General features: G+C 67.8%; 23 protein-coding genes. 7 read left to right on the top strand and 16 right to left on the bottom strand.

Translation table 11 applies throughout. From position 1 onward, the window contains the following. Positions 1 to 48: 48 nt before the first annotated feature. Together rpmG and rpmB are read right to left on the bottom strand one after the other, a co-directional pair. On the bottom strand, positions 49 to 216 hold the full coding sequence (gene rpmG, locus Q9Q79_RS19980) for a 50S ribosomal protein L33 (RefSeq protein WP_169411268.1): 168 nt from the start codon (positions 214 to 216) through the stop codon (positions 49 to 51). A gap of 10 nt (positions 217 to 226) precedes the next feature. Further along, positions 227 to 463 (bottom strand): 50S ribosomal protein L28, encoded by a 237-nt coding sequence (rpmB, locus tag Q9Q79_RS19985; RefSeq protein ID WP_005411638.1) that lies wholly within the window; start codon positions 461 to 463, stop codon positions 227 to 229. Positions 464 to 741: 278 nt separating this feature from the next. Here rpmB and Q9Q79_RS19990 point away from each other — a divergent pair, with 278 nt between their 5' ends. Further along, positions 742 to 1956, top strand: coding sequence for a glycosyltransferase (locus Q9Q79_RS19990; RefSeq protein WP_201861941.1), 1215 nt, complete (start codon positions 742 to 744; stop codon positions 1954 to 1956). A 13-nt stretch (positions 1957 to 1969) separates the two neighbouring features. On the opposite strand, the gene dnaQ is transcribed toward Q9Q79_RS19990, so the two are convergent. Beyond that, a complete protein-coding gene (gene dnaQ, locus Q9Q79_RS19995; RefSeq protein WP_005411640.1) occupies positions 1970 to 2479 on the bottom strand; it encodes a DNA polymerase III subunit epsilon in 510 nt (169 codons plus the stop codon). A 55-nt stretch (positions 2480 to 2534) separates the two neighbouring features. After that, entirely contained in the window at positions 2535 to 3428 is an 894-nt protein-coding gene (locus Q9Q79_RS20000; RefSeq protein WP_150359364.1) for a LysR family transcriptional regulator, read from the bottom strand. Positions 3429 to 3535: 107 nt separating this feature from the next. On the opposite strand from Q9Q79_RS20000, the gene Q9Q79_RS20005 reads away from it, so the two are divergent. The 5 genes from Q9Q79_RS20005 to Q9Q79_RS20025 all read left to right on the top strand — a co-directional run bounded on the left by Q9Q79_RS20005 (position 3536) and on the right by Q9Q79_RS20025 (position 10166). Continuing rightward, positions 3536 to 3934 (top strand): RidA family protein, encoded by a 399-nt coding sequence (locus Q9Q79_RS20005; RefSeq protein ID WP_049459522.1) that lies wholly within the window; start codon positions 3536 to 3538, stop codon positions 3932 to 3934. 161 nt (positions 3935 to 4095) lie between these two features. Beyond that, complete coding sequence (locus Q9Q79_RS20010) at positions 4096 to 4434, top strand: hypothetical protein (protein ID WP_201861942.1); 339 nt, start codon at positions 4096 to 4098, stop codon at positions 4432 to 4434. A gap of 56 nt (positions 4435 to 4490) precedes the next feature. After that, positions 4491 to 5744, top strand: coding sequence for a TolC family protein (locus Q9Q79_RS20015; protein ID WP_201861943.1), 1254 nt, complete (start codon positions 4491 to 4493; stop codon positions 5742 to 5744). Beyond that, positions 5741 to 6946: an efflux RND transporter periplasmic adaptor subunit gene (locus Q9Q79_RS20020; RefSeq protein WP_111197066.1), complete on the top strand. Its 1206-nt coding sequence runs from the start codon at positions 5741 to 5743 to the stop codon at positions 6944 to 6946. Before Q9Q79_RS20015 ends, Q9Q79_RS20020 begins: the two co-directional genes overlap by 4 nt. Before the next feature lie 10 nt (positions 6947 to 6956). Further along, on the top strand, positions 6957 to 10166 hold the full coding sequence (locus Q9Q79_RS20025) for a CusA/CzcA family heavy metal efflux RND transporter (protein ID WP_005411646.1): 3210 nt from the start codon (positions 6957 to 6959) through the stop codon (positions 10164 to 10166). Between the two features lie 95 nt (positions 10167 to 10261). Here Q9Q79_RS20025 and Q9Q79_RS20030 read toward each other — a convergent pair whose 3' ends face one another. From Q9Q79_RS20030 to Q9Q79_RS20070, 9 genes are all read right to left on the bottom strand, one after another. Then, complete coding sequence (locus tag Q9Q79_RS20030) at positions 10262 to 12034, bottom strand: DUF885 family protein (protein WP_049396040.1); 1773 nt, start codon at positions 12032 to 12034, stop codon at positions 10262 to 10264. Positions 12035 to 12579: 545 nt separating this feature from the next. Continuing rightward, on the bottom strand, positions 12580 to 12927 hold the full coding sequence (locus Q9Q79_RS20035) for a lipid-A-disaccharide synthase N-terminal domain-containing protein (RefSeq protein ID WP_005414908.1): 348 nt from the start codon (positions 12925 to 12927) through the stop codon (positions 12580 to 12582). Next, a complete protein-coding gene (locus Q9Q79_RS20040; RefSeq protein ID WP_005420380.1) occupies positions 12927 to 13649 on the bottom strand; it encodes a glycosyltransferase family 2 protein in 723 nt (240 codons plus the stop codon). Before Q9Q79_RS20040 ends, Q9Q79_RS20035 begins: the two co-directional genes overlap by 1 nt. Before the next feature lie 89 nt (positions 13650 to 13738). Further along, complete coding sequence (locus tag Q9Q79_RS20045) at positions 13739 to 14704, bottom strand: NAD-dependent epimerase/dehydratase family protein (protein ID WP_005411650.1); 966 nt, start codon at positions 14702 to 14704, stop codon at positions 13739 to 13741. A gap of 45 nt (positions 14705 to 14749) precedes the next feature. Further along, on the bottom strand, positions 14750 to 15484 hold the full coding sequence (locus tag Q9Q79_RS20050; protein WP_024957791.1) for a suppressor of fused domain protein: 735 nt from the start codon (positions 15482 to 15484) through the stop codon (positions 14750 to 14752). Between the two features lie 125 nt (positions 15485 to 15609). After that, entirely contained in the window at positions 15610 to 16533 is a 924-nt protein-coding gene (locus tag Q9Q79_RS20055; RefSeq protein WP_005411652.1) for a ParB/RepB/Spo0J family partition protein, read from the bottom strand. Beyond that, positions 16533 to 17330, bottom strand: a complete 798-nt coding sequence (locus Q9Q79_RS20060) for a ParA family protein (RefSeq protein ID WP_005411653.1) — start codon at positions 17328 to 17330, stop codon at positions 16533 to 16535. Before Q9Q79_RS20060 ends, Q9Q79_RS20055 begins: the two co-directional genes overlap by 1 nt. 113 nt (positions 17331 to 17443) lie before the next feature. After that, a complete protein-coding gene (gene rsmG, locus Q9Q79_RS20065) occupies positions 17444 to 18082 on the bottom strand; it encodes a 16S rRNA (guanine(527)-N(7))-methyltransferase RsmG (protein WP_012481632.1) in 639 nt (212 codons plus the stop codon). Between the two features lie 39 nt (positions 18083 to 18121). Continuing rightward, complete coding sequence (locus Q9Q79_RS20070; protein WP_049397043.1) at positions 18122 to 18721, bottom strand: 4'-phosphopantetheinyl transferase superfamily protein; 600 nt, start codon at positions 18719 to 18721, stop codon at positions 18122 to 18124. A gap of 90 nt (positions 18722 to 18811) precedes the next feature. Between Q9Q79_RS20070 and Q9Q79_RS20075 the strand changes: the two genes are divergently transcribed. Continuing rightward, positions 18812 to 19063 (top strand): GlsB/YeaQ/YmgE family stress response membrane protein, encoded by a 252-nt coding sequence (locus Q9Q79_RS20075; protein WP_044571088.1) that lies wholly within the window; start codon positions 18812 to 18814, stop codon positions 19061 to 19063. A gap of 79 nt (positions 19064 to 19142) precedes the next feature. Here Q9Q79_RS20075 and xth read toward each other — a convergent pair whose 3' ends face one another. The 3 genes from xth to Q9Q79_RS20090 all read right to left on the bottom strand — a co-directional run bounded on the left by xth (position 19143) and on the right by Q9Q79_RS20090 (position 23356). Next, entirely contained in the window at positions 19143 to 19910 is a 768-nt protein-coding gene (gene xth / locus Q9Q79_RS20080; RefSeq protein WP_201861777.1) for an exodeoxyribonuclease III, read from the bottom strand. Between the two features lie 161 nt (positions 19911 to 20071). Then, positions 20072 to 21481 (bottom strand): coniferyl aldehyde dehydrogenase, encoded by a 1410-nt coding sequence (locus Q9Q79_RS20085; RefSeq protein ID WP_201861778.1) that lies wholly within the window; start codon positions 21479 to 21481, stop codon positions 20072 to 20074. A gap of 213 nt (positions 21482 to 21694) precedes the next feature. After that, positions 21695 to 23356 (bottom strand): MFS transporter, encoded by a 1662-nt coding sequence (locus Q9Q79_RS20090; RefSeq protein WP_005411659.1) that lies wholly within the window; start codon positions 23354 to 23356, stop codon positions 21695 to 21697. Positions 23357 to 23439 lie beyond the last annotated feature (83 nt).

The following is a 23439-nucleotide window of genomic DNA, read 5'->3' on the forward strand; positions in this document are numbered from 1 at the left end:
CCCGCCACAAGGGCGGGTTTCTTCGCGGGGACCAGCAATCCTTGCGGATTACTTGATCTTGCCTTCCTTGTACAGGACGTGCTTGCGCACGACCGGATCGTACTTCAGGAATTCCATCTTCCCCGGGGTGTTCTTCTTGTTCTTGTCGGTCGTGTAGAAGTGGCCGGTACCGGCCGAGGAAATCATACGGACCTTATCGCGCTTGCCTGCCATGATGCTTTACTCCTCAGACCTTTTCGCCGCGCGCACGCAGCTCAGCCAGAACGGAATCAATGCCGTTCTTGTCGATGGTGCGCAGTGCATGCGCGGAAACACGAAGCTTGACCCAGCGGTTCTCGCTGGCCACCCAGAAACGGCGCTCGTGCAGATTCGGCAGGAAACGACGACGGGTCTTGTTGTTGGCGTGCGAGACGTTGTTACCCGTCTGCACTCGCTTGCCGGAAACCTGGCATACGCGGGACATTGCGCACCTCGATAGTAGTAGTTGTCAGCCCGTAGCCCGGGAGACGGCGGCCTCGATGGTTGCCCACCACACGTCAAGAGAATCAAAGGGTTACGCTGGCGTTGGGCGGCCGGGGACGTGCTCCCGGGGGCGCCGCCCGGTAGAAAACCGGACACAGCGAGCCGCGCATTATGCACGGGTTCAAGCACTTGCGCAAGTTACCCACAGGCTGCGGCTGAACCGGCAGGGCCGGGAGCCCGCCAACCGGCATACTGCTCCGGTTCACTGCGGAGCTTTCCATGCGGCTGCTGGCCCTGACCTACGGAACCGAAGGCGATACGCGTCCCCTGGCCATTCTCTGCCATGGGCTGATCGGCGCAGGCCACGAGGTGACACTGCTTGCCGATGGCGGCACCCTGGGCAGCGCGCAGGCACTGGATGTGCCCCATGCGGCTCTTGAAGGTGACATCCATGACGAAGTGGTCGCGCTGGTCTCGCGTGGCAACGGTGTTGCCGCCGCCAGTAGCGGGCTGGCACGGATGGCGCTGCAGCATGTCAGCGGCTGGATGCGCCAGGCCGATGCCGCTGCCGAAGGCTGCGATGCGATTCTGACCGGTGGCCTGGCGGCCTTTGTCGGCATGAGCGTGGGCGAACGCCGCGGACTGCCGGTCACCGGCACCGGCATGATCCCGCTGACCCCGACGCGGGCCTTCCGCTCTCCGTTCCTGCCACCGGGACGCTCGCCGGGCTGGTTGAACCGCGCCAGCTATGGGCTGGTCAACGGCCTGATCTGGCGCCAGTTCCGTCGGCCGATCAACGCAGCCCGCAAGCAGCTGGGGCAATCGCCGCGCCGCTCGCTGTGGCCCGGCCTGCCGATGCTCTATGGCATCTCGCCGCAGCTGCTGCCGCCACCGGCGGATTGGCCGGCCGACCACATCGTCTGTGGCCAATGGCGCCTTCCCGATGCGCCCTGGATACCCCCGGCCGATCTGCAGGCCTTCCTCGATGCCGGTCCGCCGCCGGTGTATCTGGGCTTCGGCAGCATGACCGGCTTTGATCGCGAGCGCGTGTTGCCGGCCCTGCTGCAGGCGCTGGCGCCACGCCGGGTGCTGCTGTTTCCTGGCTGGGTGGGACTGCCTGCGATGCGCTTGCCCGATTCGGTCTTCGTACTGGGGCCGACTCCACACGAAGCGCTGTTCCCGCGTTGCGCATTCGCCATCCACCACGGTGGCAGCGGCACCACGCATTCGGCCTGCCGCGCCGGCATTCCCTCGCTGGTGATGCCGTTCGCCGCCGATCAGTTCTTCTGGGCTGATCGTCTGTATCGGTTGGGCGTGGCACCGGCACCGTTGTCACCGAAGCGGCTGGACGCAGCAACGCTGGCGGCAGCCATCACCTTCGTTGAAACCGACGCAACACGCGCACGCGCGGCGGCCCTGGGCGTGGCGATGCGCCATGAGGACGGGGTGGCCTGTGGCGTTGCAATGATCGAGCGATGGTTGCGGCCGGTGTGACAGCGGCCAGGCCTCAGCGCAGGTGCGGAATCACCTGCGCCAGCAGGTGCGCATCCTTCAACGCGCCATGCAGGCCGCGCTGGCTGGGAATGCGCAGGCGCTGCAGCACATCATCCAGCTTGTTGCCCTGACCCGGCCAGCGTCCCCGCGCAAGCTTCAGGCTGCAGGTGATGCGGCAGTGCTGGGCCAGCGTGCCGGGGATGCCGGACAGGCGCAGCTCGTTGTCCAGGAAGCCCACATCGAAGGTAGCGTTGTGCGCGACCATCTCGCTGCCGCGCAGGAACTCCAGCAGTTCGGCCGCCTTGCTGGAGAACAGCGGCTTGCCCACCAGCATCGCATCGCTGATGCCGTGCACGCGCTGTGCGCCCCAATCCACCTTGCGCTGCGGCTGCAGGTAGGTGTGGAACTGGCGGCCGGTGAGCTGGCCATCGATCAGTTCGACGGCACCGATTTCGATCACCCGGTGCCCCAGGCGGTGGGAGATGCCGGTGGTTTCGGTATCCAGTGCGACGATGCGGCTCATCAGGGTGTGCGTTCTCCAGTACGTGCGCGCCGATTCTCGCACGCGGCCGATGCACTCACCCCAACGCTTCCACCACCCAATCGATAAACACCCGCAGCCGCTGGCTCATGTGCCGGTTCGGCGGGAACATCACATGCATCGGCATCGGCGGCAGCTGCCAGTCCTGCAACACCGGCAGCAGCTCGCCGCGCGCCACGTGCGGTTCGGCCATGTAGCTGGGCAGCGCCACCACGCCCAACCCCGCCAACGCAGCGGCCAGATAGGCATTTCCATCATCGAAGCCGACCGTATAGCGGCCCTGCACCTCAACGCGCTCATCGCCGCGCTGTGCGCTGAACACCCGCGCCCGGCCACTGCGCGGGCTGAGGAAGCCGATCATGTGGTGGTCGGGTCCTTCCAGCGCGCGCGGGTCGGTCGGCAGGCCGAAGCGCTGCACATAGCCCGGACTGGCGTGGAAACCGATCGGCAGCGCGCCGAGCGGTCGCGCCACCAGTGCCGGGTCGGCCGGGGTGCCACCCCGGATCACGCAATCGACGTTGTCTGCGATGACGTCGACCTCGCGGTCGCTGACGCCGATGTCCAGCTGGATCTCCGGGTAGCGCGCCTGGAAATCCGGCAACGCCGGCACCAGCCGCAACCGCGCGTACGGCCCGGGCACATCCACGCGCAGCCGCCCGCGTGGCTGGGTGGCCGCGTCACCCAGCCCGCCCTCCACTTCTTCCAGCTCGGCCAGCAGGCGGGCGATGCGCGGGTAGTAGGCTGCACCGTCGGTGGTGACGCTGACCCGGCGCGTGGTGCGGTTGAGCAGGCGCAGCCGCAGGTGTGCCTCCAGCTGCTGCACCAGCTGGGTGACCGTGGTGCGGCTGATCTGCAGCGTGTGCGCGGCGCGGGTGAAGCTGCCGGTTTCCACGACCCGGGCAAACGCCCGCATCGACTCGAAACGGTCCATGGCGGGCCATGATTGTTTGGAATTGGCAATCAATCTAGGCCGATCATCGCGGTTTATCCAGACAGCACTGGCGCGGAGGATGGCGTTCTCTCCCACGGATCTTCCCCATGTCACAGCGTGATGTCGTTTTCCCCGCCGGCCGCCAGGCCCTGTACGAGCGCAACCGCTACTCGCCGGCGATCCGATCCAATGGCTTCCTGTTCGTCTCCGGCCAGGTCGGCAGCCGCGAGGACGGCTCGCCCGAGCCGGATTTCGAAACCCAAGTGCGCCGCGCGTTCGAGAATCTCAATGCGGTGCTGGCCGCTGCCGGCTGCACGTTCGATGACGTGATCGATGTGACTGTATTTCTGGTCGATCCGGAAGAGAACTTCGAGAAGGCCTGGGCGATCGTGCCCGAGTACTGGGGCGAGGCGCCGCACCCGACCCTGACCGGTATTGGCGTGACCTGGCTGTACGGGTTCCAGTTCGAGATCAAGGTGATCGCGAAGCTGCCTGCAGACCGGTAGTGCCGGCCGCTGGCCGGCAGCAAGGTGTCGGGGTCAGAGCCCTTTCCGGCGGAAAGGGATCCGACCCCGCGCCCGGCCCACCTGAACGGGAGATTCCGACGTATTCCCGAAGCGGCCATTGATATTGTATCCGGCGAAAACCGCTTGCTAGCCTCCCTTCCATGCGCCGGATCTCCCGCCACCTTCGCTCGTACCTGATGATGCTGCTGATGGCGGCATTCGTGGTCGTGCCGGTGGCCGACGTGCTGGCCTGCGCGGTCGAACCGCACGACACCACTGCGGTGCACGTGGAAAGCAACGCCAACGATGCCGAGGGTGACAGTGACAGCAAGCACGCCGGTGCCTGCAGCCACAACCACTGCCACCACTCCAACCTGAGCCTGCCGGCCAGCACCCTTGCCGCCTTCGGTGCGCCGCTGCCGGCGCGCTGGATGAATGCCGGCGACGCGGCGACCTATGCGGTCGCCCAGGATGAATTGACGCGTCCCCCCCGGGCGTGAGTTGAGCGCGTCCCGCGATTGCGGGCTCCCGTTTCACTCACAACCGGAATCCCCCTATGTCGATCCTGACACCTCGGTCGCTGCGTGCGGCCGGGCGGGTCGTCGCCGTGTTGCTGGGCCTGGCCCCGGCGGCATCGGTGATGGCGCAAGCCGCCCCTTCCTACGACACCCTGCTTGAACGCCTGGAGCAGCTGCCCGGCACCCGCGTGGGTACGGCACTGGCCGAGGCCGCCGATGCGCGCGCCGACCAGGCGCGTGCGTTGCCCAACCCTTCCCTGTCCTACTCCGCCGAAAACGCCTGGGGCACCGGCTCCTACGGCGGCATGGGCAAGGCCGATACCGTGCTCACCCTGTCCCAGCCGCTGGAGGTCTGGGGCCAGCGTGGCGCGCGCGTCCGTGCGGCCCGGGCCGAAGCACAGGCCGCCAACCTGCGTGGTGCCCAAAGCCGCAGCGACGTGGCCAGCCAGCTGGCGGTGGTCTACGCACAGGCGGAAAGTGCACTGCGCCGCTACACCCTGGCCGAAGAAGCACTGACCCTCACCCGCGCTGACGCCAACGCCGTCAACGCGTTGGTCAAGCAGGGCCGCGAACCGCAGCTGCGTGCGGTGCAGGCGCAGAGCGAGGTGGCCAACGCCAGCGCAGCGCTGGATGAAGCGCAGGCGTTCCGCGATGCCGCGCTGGCCCGCCTGGCCGGTGCCGCACTGCTGGATGCCCCGGTGCAGTCGATCAACGACAGCCTGCTCGACCGTGCGCCGCCGCTGCCGCGTGGCGCCACCGACGTGGCACTGGCGGTGCGCATCGCCGAAGCCGAAGCCGATGCGGCGGGCAAGCTGGTCGAGGTGGAGCGCAAGCGTGCCCTGCCCGACCTCAGTGTCACCGCCGCGCAGACCCGCTTCCGCGAAGGCGGCGAGCGTGCCTACAACCTCGGGGTCAGCCTCAGCATCCCGCTGTTCGACCGCAACCGCGGTGGCATCCGCGCCGCCAATGCCGACCAGCGCGCGGCCGAAGCGCGCCTGGACCAGCAGCGCCGCGACAGCGAGGCCGAGCGCCTCTCTGCGGTGGCCGGGTTGAAGGCCGCCAGTAGCCGTACCCGCGCCGCCGATGAAAGCGTGGTCGCCGCCGAAGAGGCGTATCGCCTGGCCCGCATTGGCTTCGACGCCGGACGCATCTCGCAGCTGGAACTGCGCAGCACGCGCAGCGCCCTCATCGCCGCCCGCGGCACCGCCGTGGATGCGCGCCTGTCGCGCGTCGCCGCGGAAATCGATCTTGCCCGCCTGGAAGGGCGCGCACCCTTTGTGGAGGCTCCATGACTCTCTCCCGTACTTTCCCGCTGATCGGCGGCGTGCTGCTGACCGTCCTGCTGGCTGGCTGCGCCGGCAACGCGCAGACGCCTGCCAATGAAAACCCCGCTGCGGCCAAGGCCGGCAACGACGATGGCCACGGCCATGCCGCTGGCAGCAAGGAAGCCAAGGCAGAAACCGCGAAGGCGCCTGCTGACGCCGACGAAGGCGTGGTGCAGCTGACCCCGGAGCAGATCAAGGCCTCCGGTATCGAAGTGGTCGCAATCGGTCGCGGTGGCGGTGGTTCCACGCGCCTGTCCGGCCGGGTCGAACCGTCGGTCGGCGCACGCGCCTCGGTGGCGTCGACCGTGACCGGCCGCGTCGAGCGCGTGCTGGTCGCGCCGGGCACCGCGGTGAAGCAGAACCAGGCGCTGGCGATCGTGGTCAGCGGCGAAGCGGCGGTGTTCCGCGCCAATGCGCTGGCCGCAGCGGCCGAAGCCGAAGCCGCGCGGCTGGCCTATGGCCGCGACAAGGCGCTGGTCGACCAGGGCGTGGTCGCCCGCCAGGAGATGGAAGCCTCGCGTGCACGTTCGCTGGCGGCACAGGCCCAGGCTGCTGCCGCGCAGGCCCAGGCCGCCGCCAACGGTGCGCCCGACGCCAGTGGCCGCGTGCGCATCACCAGCCCGGTGGCCGGCATCGTCGGCAACGTGCAGGTCACTCCGGGCGGCGTGGTCGCCGCCGGCAGCGCGGTGGCCGACGTCGCCGACCCGACGATGAACGAGCTGGTGTTCACCGCACCGCCCGCGCTGGCCGCGCAGGTCACGCCCGGCATGAAGCTGGAAGTCAGCGTGCCGGGTGGCAGCTTCACCGCCACCGTCACCGGTTCGGCCGCCGATGTGCGCCAGCAGGGCGGCGTCGCGGTCATCCGTGCCACGCCGGTGGATGCGTCGCTGCCGCCGGCCGGTTCGCCGGTATCGGCGGTAGTGGTCACCGAAGGCCAGGACGGCTCGCTCAGCGTCCCGGCCGATGCGGTGCAGAACGTCGATGGCAGCAGCGCGGTGTTCGTTGCCGTCGAAGGTGGCTTCAAGGCGCAGCCGGTGCTGGCCGGCCGTCGCGCTGGTGAACGCATCGAGATCCTCGGTGGCCTGACCGGCAGCGAGCGCATCGTTGGCAGCAACGCCTTCCTGCTCAAGGCCGAGCTGGCCAAGGGCGAAGCCGAGCACGGCCACTGAGGAGGCGACCATGTTCAAGCTGATCATTGAAACAGCGGTGCGCCACCGCTGGCTGGTGGTGTTCATGGCGGCGCTGATCGCCGCGGTGGGCCTGTTCCAGCTGGGCAAGCTGCCGATCGACGCGGTGCCGGACATCACCAACCGCCAGGTGCAGATCAACACGGTGGCACCGGCGCTGACCCCGGAGCAGATCGAGCGGCAGGTGACCTACCCGCTGGAAACCGCGCTGGCCGGCATCCCCGGCCTGACCACCACGCGTTCACTGTCGCGCAATGGCTTCTCGCAGGTCACCGCGATCTTCACCGATGCGACCGACATCTACTTCGCGCGCCAGCAGGTGGCCGAACGCATGCGCGAGGCATCGGAAGACCTGCCCGATGGCGCGTCGCCGATGCTGTCGCCGGTTACCACCGGCCTCGGCGAAGTGCTGATGTGGACCGTGGACTTCACCACGTTCGATCCGGCCAGGCTGGCCAAGCCGGGTGAAGCCGGCTGGCAGGCCGGCGAGGTCTACCGCACGCCGGAAGGCAATCTGCTGCGCACGCCGGAAGAACGTGCCACCTACCTGCGTACCGTGCAGGACTGGATCATCGCGCCGCAGATGCGTTCCAGCCCGGGGCTGGCCGGCGTCGATACGGTCGGTGGCTACGTCAAGGAATATGGCGTGCATCCGGACAGCGCGCGGCTGGCCGCGCACGGCCTCGGCCTGGCCGATCTGGTCACCGCCCTGCAGCGTTCCAACGTGCAGGCCGGTGCCGGTTTCGTGCAGCGCGCCGGCGAAGGACTGGTGGTGCGTGCCGATGGCCTGGCGCTGACCACCGAGGATCTGGCACAGGCCCCAGTGGCCACCCGCAATGGCGTGGTGGTGCGCGTGGCCGATGTGGCCGAGGTCGAGCTGAGCCGCGCGCCGCGCCTGGGTGCGGCCAGCCGCAACGGCCATGAAGCCGTACTGGGTACCGCGCTGATGATTGCCGGCGGCAACAGCCGCACCGTGGCGCAGGCCGCTGCGGCGCGCCTGGAACAGGTGAACAGATCGCTGCCGGCCGACATTGTGGCCGCGCCGGTGCTGGACCGCAGCGTGCTGGTCAATTCCACCATCAAGACCGTGGCCAGGAACCTCACCGAGGGCGCGCTGCTGGTGGTGGTGGTGCTGTTCCTGCTGCTGGGCAACCTGCGTGCAGCAACGATCACCGCGCTGGTGATTCCACTGTCGTTCCTGTTCGCAGTGATCGGCATGAACCGCTTCGGCATCAGCGGCAACCTGATGAGCCTGGGTGCGCTGGACTTCGGCATCCTGGTGGACGGTGCGGTGATCGTGGTCGAGTCGACGCTGCTGATGCTGGGCCAGCGCCGCGCCGAACTGGGCCGTGCATTGACCGCGATGGAGCGGCTGCGCGTGGCCGCCGATTCGGCGATGAAGATGGCGCGCCCTGCGGCCTTCGGCCAGCTGATCATCCTGCTGGTGTTCGCGCCGATCCTCACGCTGGAAGGGGTGGAGGGCAAGACGTTCCACCCGATGGCGGCGACCTTCATGCTGGCCCTGGTCGGTGCCTTCATCTTCTCCTTCACCTTCGTGCCGGCGATGGCCGCGCTGCTGGTGCGCGAGCCGAAGGTGAAGGACGGCGATGCGCATGCCGAAGATGGCGAGCACGAGACGAAGCTGATCCGCGTGCTGCGTGCGCGCATCGAGCCGATGGTGCGCAAGGCCGTGGCGCATCCGCGCACGGTGCTGGCAGCTGCGGTGATGATGGTGGTGGTGGGCATCGGCGCGTTCTCGCTGCTGGGCCGCGAGTTCATGCCGACGCTGGACGAAGGCAACGTGGCGATGCAGGCCCTGCGCGTGCCGTCGACCTCGCTGGAGCAGTCGCTGGCGATGCAGCTGGCGCTGGAGAAAGCGATCGCCACGCAGCCGGAAGTGGAGACCGTGTTCTCGCGTACCGGTACCGCCGAGGCGGCCATCGACCCGATGCCGACCAACATCTCCGACAGCGTGATCGTGCTGAAGCCGCGCAAGGACTGGCCCGATCCGAAGCTGGCCAAGGACGCACTGGTGGCGCGCTTCGAAAAGCTGGCCGGGCAGCAGCTGGGCAACAGCTTCGAGTTCAGCCAGCCGATCGAACTGCGCTTCAACGAGCTGATTTCCGGCGTGCGTACCGACCTGGCAGTGATGATCTTCGGCGATGACTTCAGCCAGCTGCAGAAGGTGGCCGACCAGGTGGCGCTGAAGCTGCGTGCGGTGAACGGCGCGGCCGACGTGCGGGTGGAACAGATCTCCGGCCTGCCTACGCTCAACGTGGCGATCGACCACGTGGCGGCGGCGCAGTACGGCCTGACTGCCGCGGATGTGAGTGATGCACTGTCCACCGGCATTGGCGGCACGGCGGCCGGCAAGATCTTCGAAGGTGATCGCCGCTTCAACGTAGTGGTGCGCCTGGACGATGCCTCGCGCAACGATCCGGACCAGCTGGCCTCGCTGCCGATCGCCACGCCTTCGGGGCTGGTGATTCCGCTGTCGTCGGTCGCGCGCATCACGGTCAGCGAAGGACCGAACCAGATCAGCCGCAACAACGGCAGCCGCCGCGTGGTAGTGCAGGCCAACGTGCGTGGCCGTGATCTGGGCGGCTTCGTGGGCGAAGCACAGGCGGCGGTGGCAGACGTGGCGCTGCCGCCGGGTGCGTACCTGACCTGGGGCGGTCAGTTCGAGAACCTGCAGCGCGCGGAGAAGCGACTGGCAACGGTGGTGCCGGTGGTGTTCCTGCTGATCGGCAGCCTGCTGTTCATGGCCCTGCGCAGCGGCAAGGAAGCCATTCTGGTGTTCAGCTGCGTGCCGCTGGCGCTGGTCGGCGGCATCCTCGCGCTGCTGCTGCGGGGCATGCCGTTCTCGGTATCGGCGGCGGTTGGCTTCATCGCCGTCTCCGGCGTGGCCACGTTGAACGGCCTGGTGCTGATGCAGGCGATCCGCGAACGCCTGGATGCCGGTGACCTGCCGCTGCAGGCAGCGATCAACGGTGCCTCCAGCCGCATCCGCGCGGTGCTGACCACGGCGCTGGTGGCGATCGTCGGCTTCATTCCGATGGCGATTGCCAGCGGTTCCGGTGCGGAGGTGCAGAAGCCACTGGCGACGGTGGTGATCGGCGGACTGATCACCGCCACCGTGCTGACCCTGCTGGTGCTGCCGACGTTTGCTGCACGGGTGGCCAAGCCGCGGGCGGTGGGGTGAGCTGAGAGGGGGTCGGAGCCCTTTCCCTGGGAAAGGGATCCGACCCCGTGACCGGGTCGGATTGCCGGCCAGCGGCCGGCACTACCCGGTAGCGGTCAGGCCTTCTTGCGCTCGGCGATGTAGGCCTGGATCTGCTGTTCCAGCACCGGCAGCGGCACCGAGCCCTGCTTGAGCAGGGTGTCGTGGAAGCCCTTGATGTCGAACTTGTCGCCCAGTTCCTTCTCGGCCTGCGCGCGCAGGCGCACGATGGCGATCTCGCCCAGCTTGTAGCTCAGTGCCTGGCCCGGCCAGGAGATGTAGCGGTCCACTTCGGTGGTCACTTCATGCTCGCTCAGCGCGGTGTGGTCACGCAGGTAGGCCAGCGCCTGCTCGCGGGTCCAGCCCTTGCTGTGCACGCCGGTGTCGATCACCAGGCGCGCGGCGCGCCACATCTCATAGGTCAGGCGGCCGAAATCCTCGTACGGGGTTTCGTAGATGCCCATCTCCACGCCCAGCTTCTCGCAGTACAGCGCCCAGCCTTCGCCATAGGCGGAGATGTAGGCGTTGCGGCGGAACTCGGGCAGGTTCTTCTGTTCGGCGGCGATCGCGCCCTGCAGCGCGTGGCCCGGATCGGACTCATGCAGCGTCAGTGCCGGCAGGTTGTACAGCGGGCGCGACGGCAGGTTGTAGGTATTGAGCCAGTAGGTGCCCATGCCACCACGGCCGGCGGTCCAGAACGGCGCGATATCCGGCGGCACCGGCACGATGGTGAAGCGCGCGCGCGGCAGCGTCATGTACTTGCCGAGCTGGCCGTCCGCCCGCTTGGAGATCCACGCGGCACGCGACAGCAGCTCTTCCGGCGTCTTGGCATAGAACTGCGGATCGGTACGCAGGAAGGTCAGGAACTCGGCGAAGCTGCCCTTGAACTTCACCTGCTTGATGATGTCGTTCATTTCCTTCTGGATGCGTGCGACTTCATCCAGGCCGATGCGATGGATCTCGTCCGGCGACAGGTCCAGCGTGGTGTATTCGTGGATCTGCTGCTTGTAGTACGCCTTGCCATCAGGCATCGCTTCGGCGGCCAGGGTGGTGCGCGCCTGCGGCACGTACTCGTTGACGAAGAAGGTGCGCAGCTGCTGGAACGCCGGCACCACCTTGCCGCTGATCGCTTCACGCGCCTGCGCCTGCAGCCTGGCCTGCTCGGCGGCCGGGATGGTGGTGGGCAGCTTCTTGAACGGCGCGTACAACGGCGATCCGGTCGGGTCCTTCAGCTCGGCGACGGTGGCGATGGACACTTCGCGGCCATCGAGCACGGCACGCGGCACGCTGAAGCCACGCTTCAGGCCGGCACGCATGTTCTCGGTCTGCTGGCCGAAGTAACGCGGCACATCGTTCAGCCGTGCGATGTAGTTCTGGTAGTCCTGCACGGTCTTCATCTCGCGCCGGGCCATGAAGGACAGGTTGGACCAGAACGAGGAGTCGGCGTTGAACGGCATCTCGTAGCCGCGCAGGCGCGTCTCTTCGGCCAGGTTGAACACCTGGTCGTGGTAGATCGCGTAGTTGACCTGGTTGTCGGGCGACAGGGTCTTCGGGTCGATCTTCTTCAGCGCGGCGAGGGTCTCGTCCCACACCTTCAGGCGCGCCTGCTGCGCGGCCGGGCCGACATCGGGCATGCGGGTGGCATTGGCCGGCGCGTCTTCGTCCTCGCTGGCCTCACCGCCGCCCTGCTGGCGCCACTTCCATTCCTTCTCGTACAGCGCGCGGAAGGCGGCATCGGCGGGCGATTCGGTGGCCACGCTGGCCGGTGCGGCGGTGGCAGGCGGCGCGGCAAGGGCCACGGCGGGGGCGGACAGGGCAATCAGCAGGGCAACGGCAAGACGGGTTTTCACGAGCACAGGTTCCCGGGAAGGCAGACCCCGATGATGGCACCGCCCACGGCCCACGGCATGGGACGAAGGTCCTGCCTGCAGCGCAGGCAGGACCGGGAACCGGCCGCAGGCCGGGCCCCCAGCGCCGGGGGCGCGTGGTAGAGCCGACTGTCAGTCGGCTGCTCTTCCGCCATATGCAGCAAACCCCGCGCTCCGCGCGAAAGTCGACTGACAGTCGACTCTACCCACGGCAGGCAGGACCGGGAACCGGCCGCAGGCCGGGGCCCAGCGCCGGAGGCGCGTGGTAGAGCCGACTGTCAGTCGGCTGCTCTTCCGCCATATGCAGCAAACCCCGCGCTCCGCGCGAAAGTCGACTGACAGTCGACTCTACCCACGGCAGGCAGGGCCGGGAACCGGCCGCAGGCCGGGGCCCCAGCGCCGAAGGCGCGTGGTAGAGCCGACTGTCAGTCGGCTGCTCTTCCGCCATATGCAGCAAACCCCGCGCTCCGCGCGAAAGTCGACTGACAGTCGACTCTACCCACGGCAGACCGCATCCCGGCGTAGTCTCAATGGCTGGCCTTGTCCCGCTTCCAGCCCCGGTGCTTGATGTCCAGCTGCAGGCTGTACAGCGCGGTGAACGCCGGGAACAGGTTCTGCAGCACGCCCACCGAGTCCTGCTTGGCCGAGAACAGGAAGTAGCTCAGCGTCATCAGGCTGCCGACCACGCTCATGTACCAGAACAGGCGCGGAATCACCGGCTTGCCCGCACGCTTGGACGCGATGAACTGGACCAGCCAGCGGCCGCCGAACATCAGCGCGCCGGTATAGCCGATCAGCTTCCAGCCGGTCACATGCAGGCCGGTCCAGTACAACCAGGTCAGCGGCTGGTCGAGCCAGTGCAGCTCCAGATCCATCAACGCTCCTCCACCGCGGTGCGCTTGCTGCGGGTGATCAGCCACGCCACGCCGCGCAGGTCACGGATGCCGACCAGTGCACGGCCCAGGTTGTTGTACTTGGACACGCCGGCGGTACGGTGGCGGTGGTTGACCGGCACGCTGGTGGTCTTCCAGCCGGCACGCTGCATCAGCGCGGGCAGATAGCGGTGCATGTGGTCGAAGTACGGCAGGTCGAGGAACGCGCTGCGCTCGAACAGCTTGATGCCGCAGCCGGTATCGGGCGTATCGTCGCGCAGCATGCGTGCGCGGATGGCGTTGGCCCACTTGCTGGCCCAGCGCTTGCTGCCGCTGTCCTGGCGGTTGACCCGCCAGCCGGCGAACAGCTTCACCTGCGCCTCGGCGGCATCGCGCGCGGCCAGCAGCTTGGGGATATCGGCCGGATCGTTCTGGCCATCGCCATCCAGGGTGGCGATCCACGGCGCCCGCGCATGCTTGACACCGGTGCGCACGGCGGTGCTCTGCCCGCTCTGGTTCACATGGTGCAGCACCCGCAGTTCCGGTGTGGTCGCCTTCAGGCCCTGCAGCACCGCCAGGGTGTCATCGCGCGAGTGATCATCGATGTAGACGATCTCGAACGGCAGCCGGCCACGCAGTGCAGCGGTGATTTCGGCAACCAGCGGGGCGACGTTGTCGCGTTCGTTGAACACCGGGACGACAACGGAAAGCTCGGGTTGGCTCATAAGGCACTCGGCCAAAGGGGGACAAAGACCGCGCATTCTCCGAAGCCGAGGTTATCCGAAGATGAATCCGGCTGTGTGAGGATCCGTCCTCAGGCGCGGTCGCCAAAATACTCGCGGCACCACTGCACGACGGGGGGCAACCCTTCTTCGATCGGGGTCACCGCGTCGAAGCCGAATGCGTCATGGGCGCGCCGGGTATCGGCCATCGTGCGCACCATGTCGCCCGGCTGCATCGGCTTGTAGACCTTCTGCGCGGGGCGACCGGCGGCCTGCTCGATCACGCTGATGAAGCGCTCCAGCTCGACCGGCGTATGGTTGCCGAGGTTGAACACCCGGTGCGGTACCGGACCATCGGCCGGATGCGCGAGCGCGCCGAGGATACCCGACACGATGTCGGAGACATGTGTGAAATCGCGCTGCATGCGGCCCTCGTTGAACACGTCGATTGGCCGCCCGGCCAGCACCGCGCGCGAGAACAGCAGCGGTGCCATGTCCGGCCGGCCCCACGGGCCATACACGGTGAAGAAGCGCAGGCCGGTGGCATGCAGGCCGTACAGCTGCGCGTAGGTGTAGGCCATCAGCTCGTTGGCCGCCTTGGTCGCCGCGTACAGCGAGCGCGGCTGGTCCACGCGCTGGTCCTCGGAGAACGGCGGCGTGGCCGAATCACCGTAGACCGAGCTGCTGGAGGCATACACCAGGTGCTGCACGCCACGGTGACGGCACAGTTCGAGCATGTTGACGAAGCCGACCAGGTTGCTGTCGACGTAGGCGTGCGGGTTTTCCAGCGAATAGCGCACGCCGGCCTGCGCGGCCAGGTGGATCACCGCAGTCGGCTTCACCTCGTCGAACAGTGCCGCCAGGCCCTGCTGGTCGGTCAGGTCCAGGGTGCGCAGGTCCAGCGCCGGGCACAGCGCAGCCACGCGGTCGCGCTTGATCTGCGGGTCATAGTAGTCGTTGAAGTTGTCCAGGCCGACCACGGGCTGGCCGGCCTCCAGCAGCGCGCGGGCGGTGTAGGCACCGATGAAGCCGGCAGCGCCGGTGAGCAGGATGGTCATGACAGGGGCCTGGAAACGAAGTTCAGGCCCCTGATGTTACCGGTCTCAGAACAAACCGAAACGCTTCTTCGCCACGTTGGTGCGGCCGGGTTCGATCACGTCCTGGATGTTCTTCGCATCGAAGCGGTCGAGCAGCACCTCGGCGCCCTTCCTCAGCTTCAGGTCCATCTCTTCCGGGTACAGCGGAACCAGGCTCATGAAGCTGATGGTCCTGCCGTCCTCCAGCGCCAGCGTGGCGAAGTCCTCCGGGGCGGTCACCGGCGACAGCACGATGGCACCGTCGAAACCCACGCCCGGCGCGTAGGGCTCGCTGGGATGGCCGTTGGGAATGGTGTGGCCGAAGCCCAGCCAGGTGTCGTACTCGTGCGGCAACCGTGCCATGCCCTTCAGCAGGCGCACCGGCCAGTAATTGCGCTCGTCCTCGAAGGCGTCCTGGGAGATCGGCCAGTCGGCCGGCAGGGTCACCATCAGTTCCATGTAGCGCGGCACGTCCGCGTCCACCTCGGCGGGCACGGTCATCGGCAGGTCGCTCATGCCGGAGGTGACCAGGCGCAGGTACGGGCAGTGGTCATTGGCCGGCACCACGTGCACGTCGATGTGCACCAGATCGGAGATGATCTCGTGGAAGACACCGGACACCGGGCCCAGATGGCGTTCGAGGTGGGCGCTGATCGCCTCGATGTGCTGTTCTTCGCCGATGGCGGGCACGAAGTCCTTTTCGCGGCGATGTACCAGTATCTGGGTGCCGTCCGGGCTGACGTCCTCGTATTCGTTGCTCATGTCCTGTTCCCTGGATGAGGCCGCGGACCGGAGAGCAGTGCATCCCCGGCACGCGCGGCGGTGCGTTCCCTGTCATCTGCAGGACGCGGCGGGAACAGGCCGCACCCCCTGGCGCTGCGCCGGGCTCAGCCCTGGCGCGTACGCAGCTTTTCCAGCACGCCGTCCAGGGTATCCAGGTCGGTGTAGTGGATGATCAGCTTGCCCTTGCCGCCCCGGCCGTGGTTGATCGCCACCTTGGCACCCAGTGCTTCGGACAGTTCGGTTTCCAGCGAGGCGATGTCGGCCTGCTGCACCTTCGGCGTCGCCACCGGGCGGTTGCTCGGCACCTTGCCGGCCGCGAAGGCCTGCGCACGGCGCTCGACCTCGCGCACCGACCAGCCTTCATCGGCCGCTTCCTGCGCCAGCTTGCCAGCCAGCTCGGGAGCCAGGGTCAGCAGCGCGCGGGCGTGGCCCATTTCCAGGCGGCGGGTTTCCAGCAGCAAGCGGATCGCCACCGGCAGCTCCAGCAGGCGCAGCAGGTTGGACACCGCCGCGCGCGAGCGGCCGACGGCCTCGGCGGCCTCGGCATGGGTCAGGGTGAACTCGCTGATCAGGCGCTGCAGCGCCTCGGCTTCTTCCAGCGGGTTGAGGTCTTCGCGCTGGATGTTCTCGATCAGCGCCATCGCGATGACGGTGCGGTCTTCCAGCTCGCGCACCACCACCGGCACTTCGTCCAGGCCGGCCAGCTGCGATGCGCGCCAGCGGCGCTCACCGGCGACGATTTCGTAGTTGCCTGCCGGCAGCTGGCGCACCAGGATCGGTTGGATCACGCCCTGCGACTTGATCGAGTCGGCCAGCTCGGAGAGCTTGCCCTCGTCCATCTCGCGGCGCGGCTGGTACTTGCCCGGCTGCAGCTGGCCGACCGGCAACTTGCGCAGCACTTCACCCGGCAGCGGCTCAATCACCGCGGTGGTGGCCTGCACCTGGCTGACCGCGCCTTTCGGGCCCAGCAGCGCGTCCAGGCCACGGCCGAGGCCTCGCTTCTTGGCTGCCGGCTTGCTGCTGGTCATCAGACGGTCTCCACGGCCTTGGCGGCCTTGTTGCGTTCGTTGTTGCGGCGGATGATCTCGCCGGCCAGGCCCAGGTAGGCTACGCCACCGCGCGAGGCGCGGTCGTAGCCGACGATGCTCTGGCCATGGCTGGGCGCCTCGGCCAGGCGCACGTTGCGCGGCACGATGGTGCGGAACACGCGGTCGCCGAAGTGCTCGGTGAGCTCGGCCGACACTGCGTTGGCCAGGTTGTTGCGCACGTCGAACATGGTGCGCAGCACGCCTTCGATCTCCAGCGCCGGGTTCAGGCTGGTGCGCAGCGCTTCGATGGTTTCCACCAGCGCGCTCAGGCCTTCCAGTGCGTAGTACTCGCACTGCATCGGCACGATCACCGAATCGGCGGCGGCCAGCGCGTTGAGCGTCAGCAGCGACAACGCCGGCGGGCAATCGATCAGGATGTAGTCGTACTCGTCGCGGATCGGCGCCAATGCGCGCTTCAGGCGCTGCTCGCGCTCGCTCTGGCCCATCAGCTGGATCTCGGCGGCGGTCAGGTCGATGTTGCCCGGCAGCAGGTCGTAGCCTTCGGCGGTCTGCACGCGCACATCGGCGGCGCTGTTCTCGCCCAGCAGCAGATCGCAGGTGGAGGCCGCCAGCTCACGCTTGTCCACGCCGCTGCCCATGGTCGCGTTGCCCTGCGAGTCCAGGTCGACCAACAGCACGCGCTTGGGTGCGTTGGCCAGGGAAGCGGCCAGGTTGACGGCGGTCGTGGTCTTGCCGACGCCACCCTTCTGGTTGGCGATGGCGATGATGCGGGCCATGCGGGTGTGCCTCGTCGACGGATGGTTGGGACCGGTCATTATGCGTACAACCGGCCCCTTGCGGAAATCGTGGATCGCCAACCCGTTGTTCCACAAAGGGCTGGCGGCGGGAATCAGGGACCTGTAACGGTGACCAGGTGGCGTTCGCCGGCCAGGCCGGGCACGCTCAGCGGGGTCACCTCACGCACCTGCCAGCCAGCCGGCAGTTCCGCGATCTCCTCATGCGGGTAGACGCCCTTCATGGCCAGCAGCACGCCACCGGGGCGCAGCAGATGGCCACCGACGCGGACGATGCCAGCCAGGGTATCCATTGCGCGCGCGGTCAGCTGGTCGTAACGACCGGCCTCGTCCAGCGCTTCGGCCCGCGATTCGGCCACGCGGGCGTTGCCCAGGCCGAGCTGGCGCACGGCCTCGCGCATGAAGCGCGCCTTCTTGCCGTTGCTCTCCACCAGGGTGACCTGCAGGCCCGGGCAGGCGATCGCAAGCGGGATGCCGGGCAACCCGGGGCCGGTACCGAGGTCGGCCAGGCTGCCATCAGCCACGAACGGCTGCATCGCCAGCGAATCGAGCAGGTGGCGGGTAACCATCTCCTGCGGGTCGCGGATGGCGGTGAGGTTGTAGGTGCCGTTCCAGCGGTGTAGCAGGGCCAGGTAGCGCAGCAGCGGCGGCGCCAGCGCGGCGTCCAGGCCCATGCTGGCCAGGCCCTGTTCCAGCGTGGCAGCCACGCTGGCGGGAAGTGGGTGTTCGCTCATGCCGACATTATCGCCGGTTTTGCGCGCTGATTCCCCGCTTCAGTGCGGATACCAGGCCAACGCCGCACGGAACTGGCCGGTGGCCTGCCATTCGTGCAGGTGCCAGCGCGCGGCCTCGCCCAGTTCCGGGTCGCACCAGCGCAGGTGCAGGGCGCCATCGGCCCCCGGCGCCAGCTGCAGGCGGTGCAGCCCGAACGAGATGCCCTGCCCGTGCGCCTTCAGCATCGCTTCCTTGGCGCACCACACGCGGAAGAACCAGTGCTCGCGCCCGGCCTCGTCCAGGCTTTCCAGCCAGGCCACCTCCTCGGGGTGGAAGAAGCGCTGCACGATCTCCAGAAGGCGGGCCCGCGGCCGCAGCAGCTCCAGGTCCACGCCCAGCCGCACACCTTCGCCAAGCGCCACCAGCAGCACCTCGCCGCTGTGGCTCCAGCCGGTGCCGTAGTGGGCCAGCGCACCGGCCAGTTCCGGCCGGCCCTTGTCGTCGCGCACCAGCGGCAGGGCGTCGGGTTCGCCGCCCAGCGCCTGCGCCAGCACCTGCCGGGCCTGCGGCTCACCGCGCTGGCCGGGCACATGCGGGCAGCGCCAGACCGTCACCGGGCCGAAGCGCCAGGGGCCGTCGAGGGTGGCTGGCAGGCTCATCCGCACACGCCCGTCACGGGATTGCACGACGGTTTCACGGCGCTGCGGGTCAACTGGTCCCCGTCCCTTCCCCCTACAGAGGTCACGTTCATGGGCATCATCATCTGGCTGATCGTTGGCGGCATCGTGGGCTGGCTGGCCAGCATCATCATGCGTCGCGACGCCCAGCAGGGCATCATCCTCAACATCGTGGTCGGCATCGTCGGCGCGCTGATTGCCGGCTTCCTGTTCGGCGGCGGCATCAACGATGCCATCACCCTGCGTACGTTCCTGTTCTCGCTGATCGGCGCGGTGATCCTGCTGGCCATCGTCAACCTGTTCACCCGCAAGAGCATACGGTGATCAGAACGGTAGCGCCGGGCCATGCCCGGCGTTCCCCTGCCGCCGCTGCGCTCGCCGGGCATGGCCCGGCGCTACCGTTTCAACCGATCTCCACCCACGCCGGCGCATGGTCGCTGGGGCGTTCCCATGTGCGCGGCTCGCGGTCGATGCCCGAGGCCACCGCACCGGCCTTCAGCGCATCGGAGACCAGGGTCAGGTCGATGCGCAGACCGAGGTTGCGACGGAAGCCGGCGGCGCGGTAATCCCACCAGCTGAACACGCCGGCCTCGTCGTTGTGCAGGCGGAAGCCATCGTGCAGGCCCAGCTGCAGCAGCTTGTTGAGCGCGCCGCGCTCGGCGGTGGAGGTCAGGATGTGGTTGTCGTTCCACACCTCCGGGTCGTGCACATCGCGCGCGTCCGGGGCGATGTTGAAGTCACCCATCACGATCAGCTTCGGGTGGCGCTGCAGCTCTTCGGCGATCCAGGCATGCACCGCTTCCAGCCAGCGCAACTTGTACTCGTACTTGTCGGTACCGATGTCCTGGCCGTTGACCACGTACAGGTTGATCACCCGCAGGTCGCCGAAGGTACCGGCAATGACGCGCTTCTGTTCGTCCTCGAAGCCGGGAATGCCGATCTGCACGTCCTGCGCCGGCTCACGCGACAGCAGCGCCACGCCGTTGTAGGTCTTCTGGCCGGCGAACACGCTGCGGTAGCCGGCGGCGATCAGCGCAGAATCGGGGAACTTGTGGTCCTCCAGCTTGGTTTCCTGGATACCGACGATGTCCGGGCCGAACTCCCTGAGCCACTGCTCCAGGTGCGGCAGGCGGACATTGAGCGAATTGACGTTCCACGAGGCGATCTTCATGCGGGCATTCTACCCGGGCCAGCTTTGGTAGACGCCAGCCTTGGTTGGCGCACGGCCCCCGCGTGCCAACCAAGGCTGCCACCCACCGGTAGTGCCGGCCGCTGGCCGGCAACCCCATGAACCGTCGGCAAGACCCCGCAGTTGCCGGCCAGCGGCCGGCACTACCGAAGCAGCAGCTTCAACAACCCCGCAATCTTCGAATACGGCGGCCGCAGCCGGTCGCTGGCCGCCCAGCGCGACTGCCACAGCACCGGCAGCCGCTTGCTCATCGCATCGAACCCGGCGCGGCCGTGGTACGCGCCCATGCCGCTGGCCCCCACCCCACCGAACGGCAGGCCATCGGCGGCGAAGTGCAGCAGCGTGTCATTCACCGTCACCCCGCCGGCCACCACCTGACCGAGGATGCGTTCCACCGTCGCCGTGTCGTGGCTGAAGGGATACAGCGCCAGCGGCCGGTCACGGGACAGCACCTCGGCCAGCGCCGCATCCAGATCCGGGTAGGCCCGCACCGGCAGGATCGGCCCGAAGATCTCCTCGCGCATCAGGTCCAGGTCGTCCGGCGGGTCCAGCACCACGGTCGGCACCAGCAGGCGCTCGCGGTCGGCGCGCGCCTCATCCACCTGCGCCAGCGGAATCACCGGCACGCCGCGTTGCCGCGCCTGTGCCAGATAGCCCTGCAGGCGCCGGTACTGGCCTTCATTGATGATGCGGGTGTAGTCGTCGGCATCGCTGAAGTCGCCATAGCGCTCGCGCACCTGCTGCTGCAGCGCCTGCACGAACTCGCGCTGGCGCGCGGTATCGATCAGCACGTAATCCGGCGCGATGCAGGTCTGCCCGGCGTTGAACCATTTCCCGGTGGCGAGCCGCGCTGCGGCTTTATCCAGCGGGAAATCGCGGCAGACAATCGCCGGCGACTTGCCGCCCAGCTCCAGCGTGACCGGTACCAGATGCTCGGCCGCGGCGGCCATCACCTTGCGGCCGACGGCCGTCGAGCCGGTGAACAGCAGATGGTCCAGCGGCAGCGAAGACACCGCAGCCGCCACGTCCGCCCCACCCTGCACCACCGCCACCCGATCGGGCGGGAACACACTGGCCAGCAGATCGGCCAGGAACGCACTGGTGCGCGGCGTGTGTTCCGAAGGCTTCAGCAACACGTGGTTGCCGGCGGCAATCGCGGTGGCCAGCGGCACCAGCGCCAGCGTGACCGGGTAGTTCCAGGGCGAGATCACCCCGACCACGCCCAGCGGCGTCGGCCGCAGCTGCGCGCGCGCTGGCCACAACTTCCATCCCGCCGATGCCCGCTGCGGCTTCGACCAGCGCCGCAGGTGGCGACGCAGGTGGTCGATGGCCGACAGCACGCTCATGCCATCGGCCAGCTTCGATTCAACGTGGGCGCGATGGCCGAAGTCCTCGGCGATGGCCTGGGCCATTTCGTCCAGGCGCGGCTTCAATGCTTCGCGCAGGCGGCGCAGGTCGGCTTCGCGCTGGTCGGGCGAAGGGCGCTGCGACTGCCAGGCGCTGCGCAGGGTGTGCAGGAGGGCGGGAAGGTCTTCCGGCGTAGTGGTGGTCATGGGCCGACTATACGGGGTGCTGCGCAACCCAATGGTAGTGCCGGCCGCTGGCCGGCAACCTCATGAATCTCCGCGGACATAAAGCCGTTGCCGGCCAGCGGCCGGCACTACCGGAATGCGAGCCGAGTGGGCACGCCCCACAAACAGAAAGGCCGCGGTCTGCACCGCGGCCCCTGAAACCCGGTGGGTGCCGACCGTTGGTCGGCACACCGGTTACTTGGTGATATCCACGTCCTTGGTCTCGCGCAGGAACAGGCCGCCGATCACCACCGACATCAGCGCGATGATGATGGGGTACCACAGGCCGTAGTAGAGGTTGCCGGTACCGGCCACCAGCGCGAACGAGATCGCCGGCAGGAAGCCACCGAACCAGCCGTTGCCGATGTGGTACGGCAGCGACATCGAGGTGTAGCGGATGCGGGTCGGGAACAGTTCGACCAGGTAGGCGGCGATCGGGCCATAGACCATGGTCACGTACAGCACCAGCAGCCACAGCATGAAGATGGTGCCGGCGATGTTGATGCGGGCGCCGTCGGCCTTGGCCGGGTAGCCGGCGGTGGTCAGGGCGGTCTTCAGTTCCGCACCGAACGCGTCAGCCTTGGCCTTGCCTTCTTCCTTGGTCAGGCCGGCCGCCTCATACGAGGTGACGCTGGCGCTGCCCACGTTCACCATCGCCAGCGAACCGGCGGCAGCGGGCTGTACGTCGTACGGCACACCAGCCTTGGTCAGCGCGGCGGTAGCCACGTCGCAGGAGCTGGTGAACTTGCGCAGGCCCACCGGATCGAACTGGAATGAACAGGTGTTCGGATCGGCGACGACCAGCGCCGGCGAGGATGCACGCGCTTCTTCGATGGCCGGGTTGGCGAAGTGGGTCAGGCCCTTGAAGATCGGGATGTAGGTGATGGCCGCCAGCAGGCAGCCGGCCAGGATGATCTTCTTGCGGCCAATGCGGTCGGACAGCCAGCCGAAGAAGATGAAGAACGGCACGCCCAGCGCCAGCGCGGCCGCGATCAGCAGGTAGGAGGTGGTGGCATCGACCTTCAGCATGCTGCTGAGGAAGAACAGCGCGTAGAACTGGCCGCCGTACCAGACCACGGCCTGGCCGGCCGCCGCACCGAGCAGGACCAGCAGCATCAGCTTCAGGTTGCCGCCCTTCAGGCTGTCACGGAACGGCGTCTTGGAACCCTTGCCCTCGGACTTCATCTGCTGGAACAGCGGCGACTCGCTCAGCTGCAGGCGGATCCACACCGACACGCCCAGCAGCAGGATCGAGACCAGGAACGGGATGCGCCAGCCCCAGGCTTCAAAGGCTTCATTGCCCAGGAAGTAACGGCAGGCCAGGATGATCAGCAGCGACATGAACAGGCCGAGCGTGGCGGTGCACTGGATGAAGCTGGTGTAGAGGCCGCGCTTGTCGTCCGGCGCGTGCTCGGCCACGTAGGTGGCGGCACCGCCGTACTCGCCGCCCATCGCCAGGCCCTGGGCCAGGCGCAGGATGATCAGGATCACCGGTGCGGCGAAACCGATCGAGGCGTAGTTGGGCAGCACGCCAACCAGGAAGGTCGAGATGCCCATGATCAGGATGGTGACCAGGAAGGTGTACTTGCGGCCGATGCGGTCGCCGAGGCTGCCGAAGAAGGCCGCGCCGAACGGACGCACGAAGAAGCCGGCGGCAAACGCCAGCAGGGCGAAGATCATGCCCGTGGTTTCATTGACGCCGCTGAAGAACTGCTTGGCGATGATGGCCGCGAGCGAGCCGTACAGGAAGAAGTCATACCACTCGAAGACCGTGCCGAGGCTCGAGGCGAAGATGACCTTCTTGTGGCCCTTGGTCAGGGTGCCCGCTTTATGTGCGGTGCTGGGTGTACTGGACATGGGACGCTTCCCCTCCGAAGCAATCGTTGTTGGTGGGTGCCGACCGTTGGTCGGCACTCAATTCGGTAGATGCCGACCTTGGC

This window comes from Stenotrophomonas sp. a6, assembly GCF_030913325.1.
GTDB lineage: Bacteria > Pseudomonadota > Gammaproteobacteria > Xanthomonadales > Xanthomonadaceae > Stenotrophomonas > Stenotrophomonas maltophilia.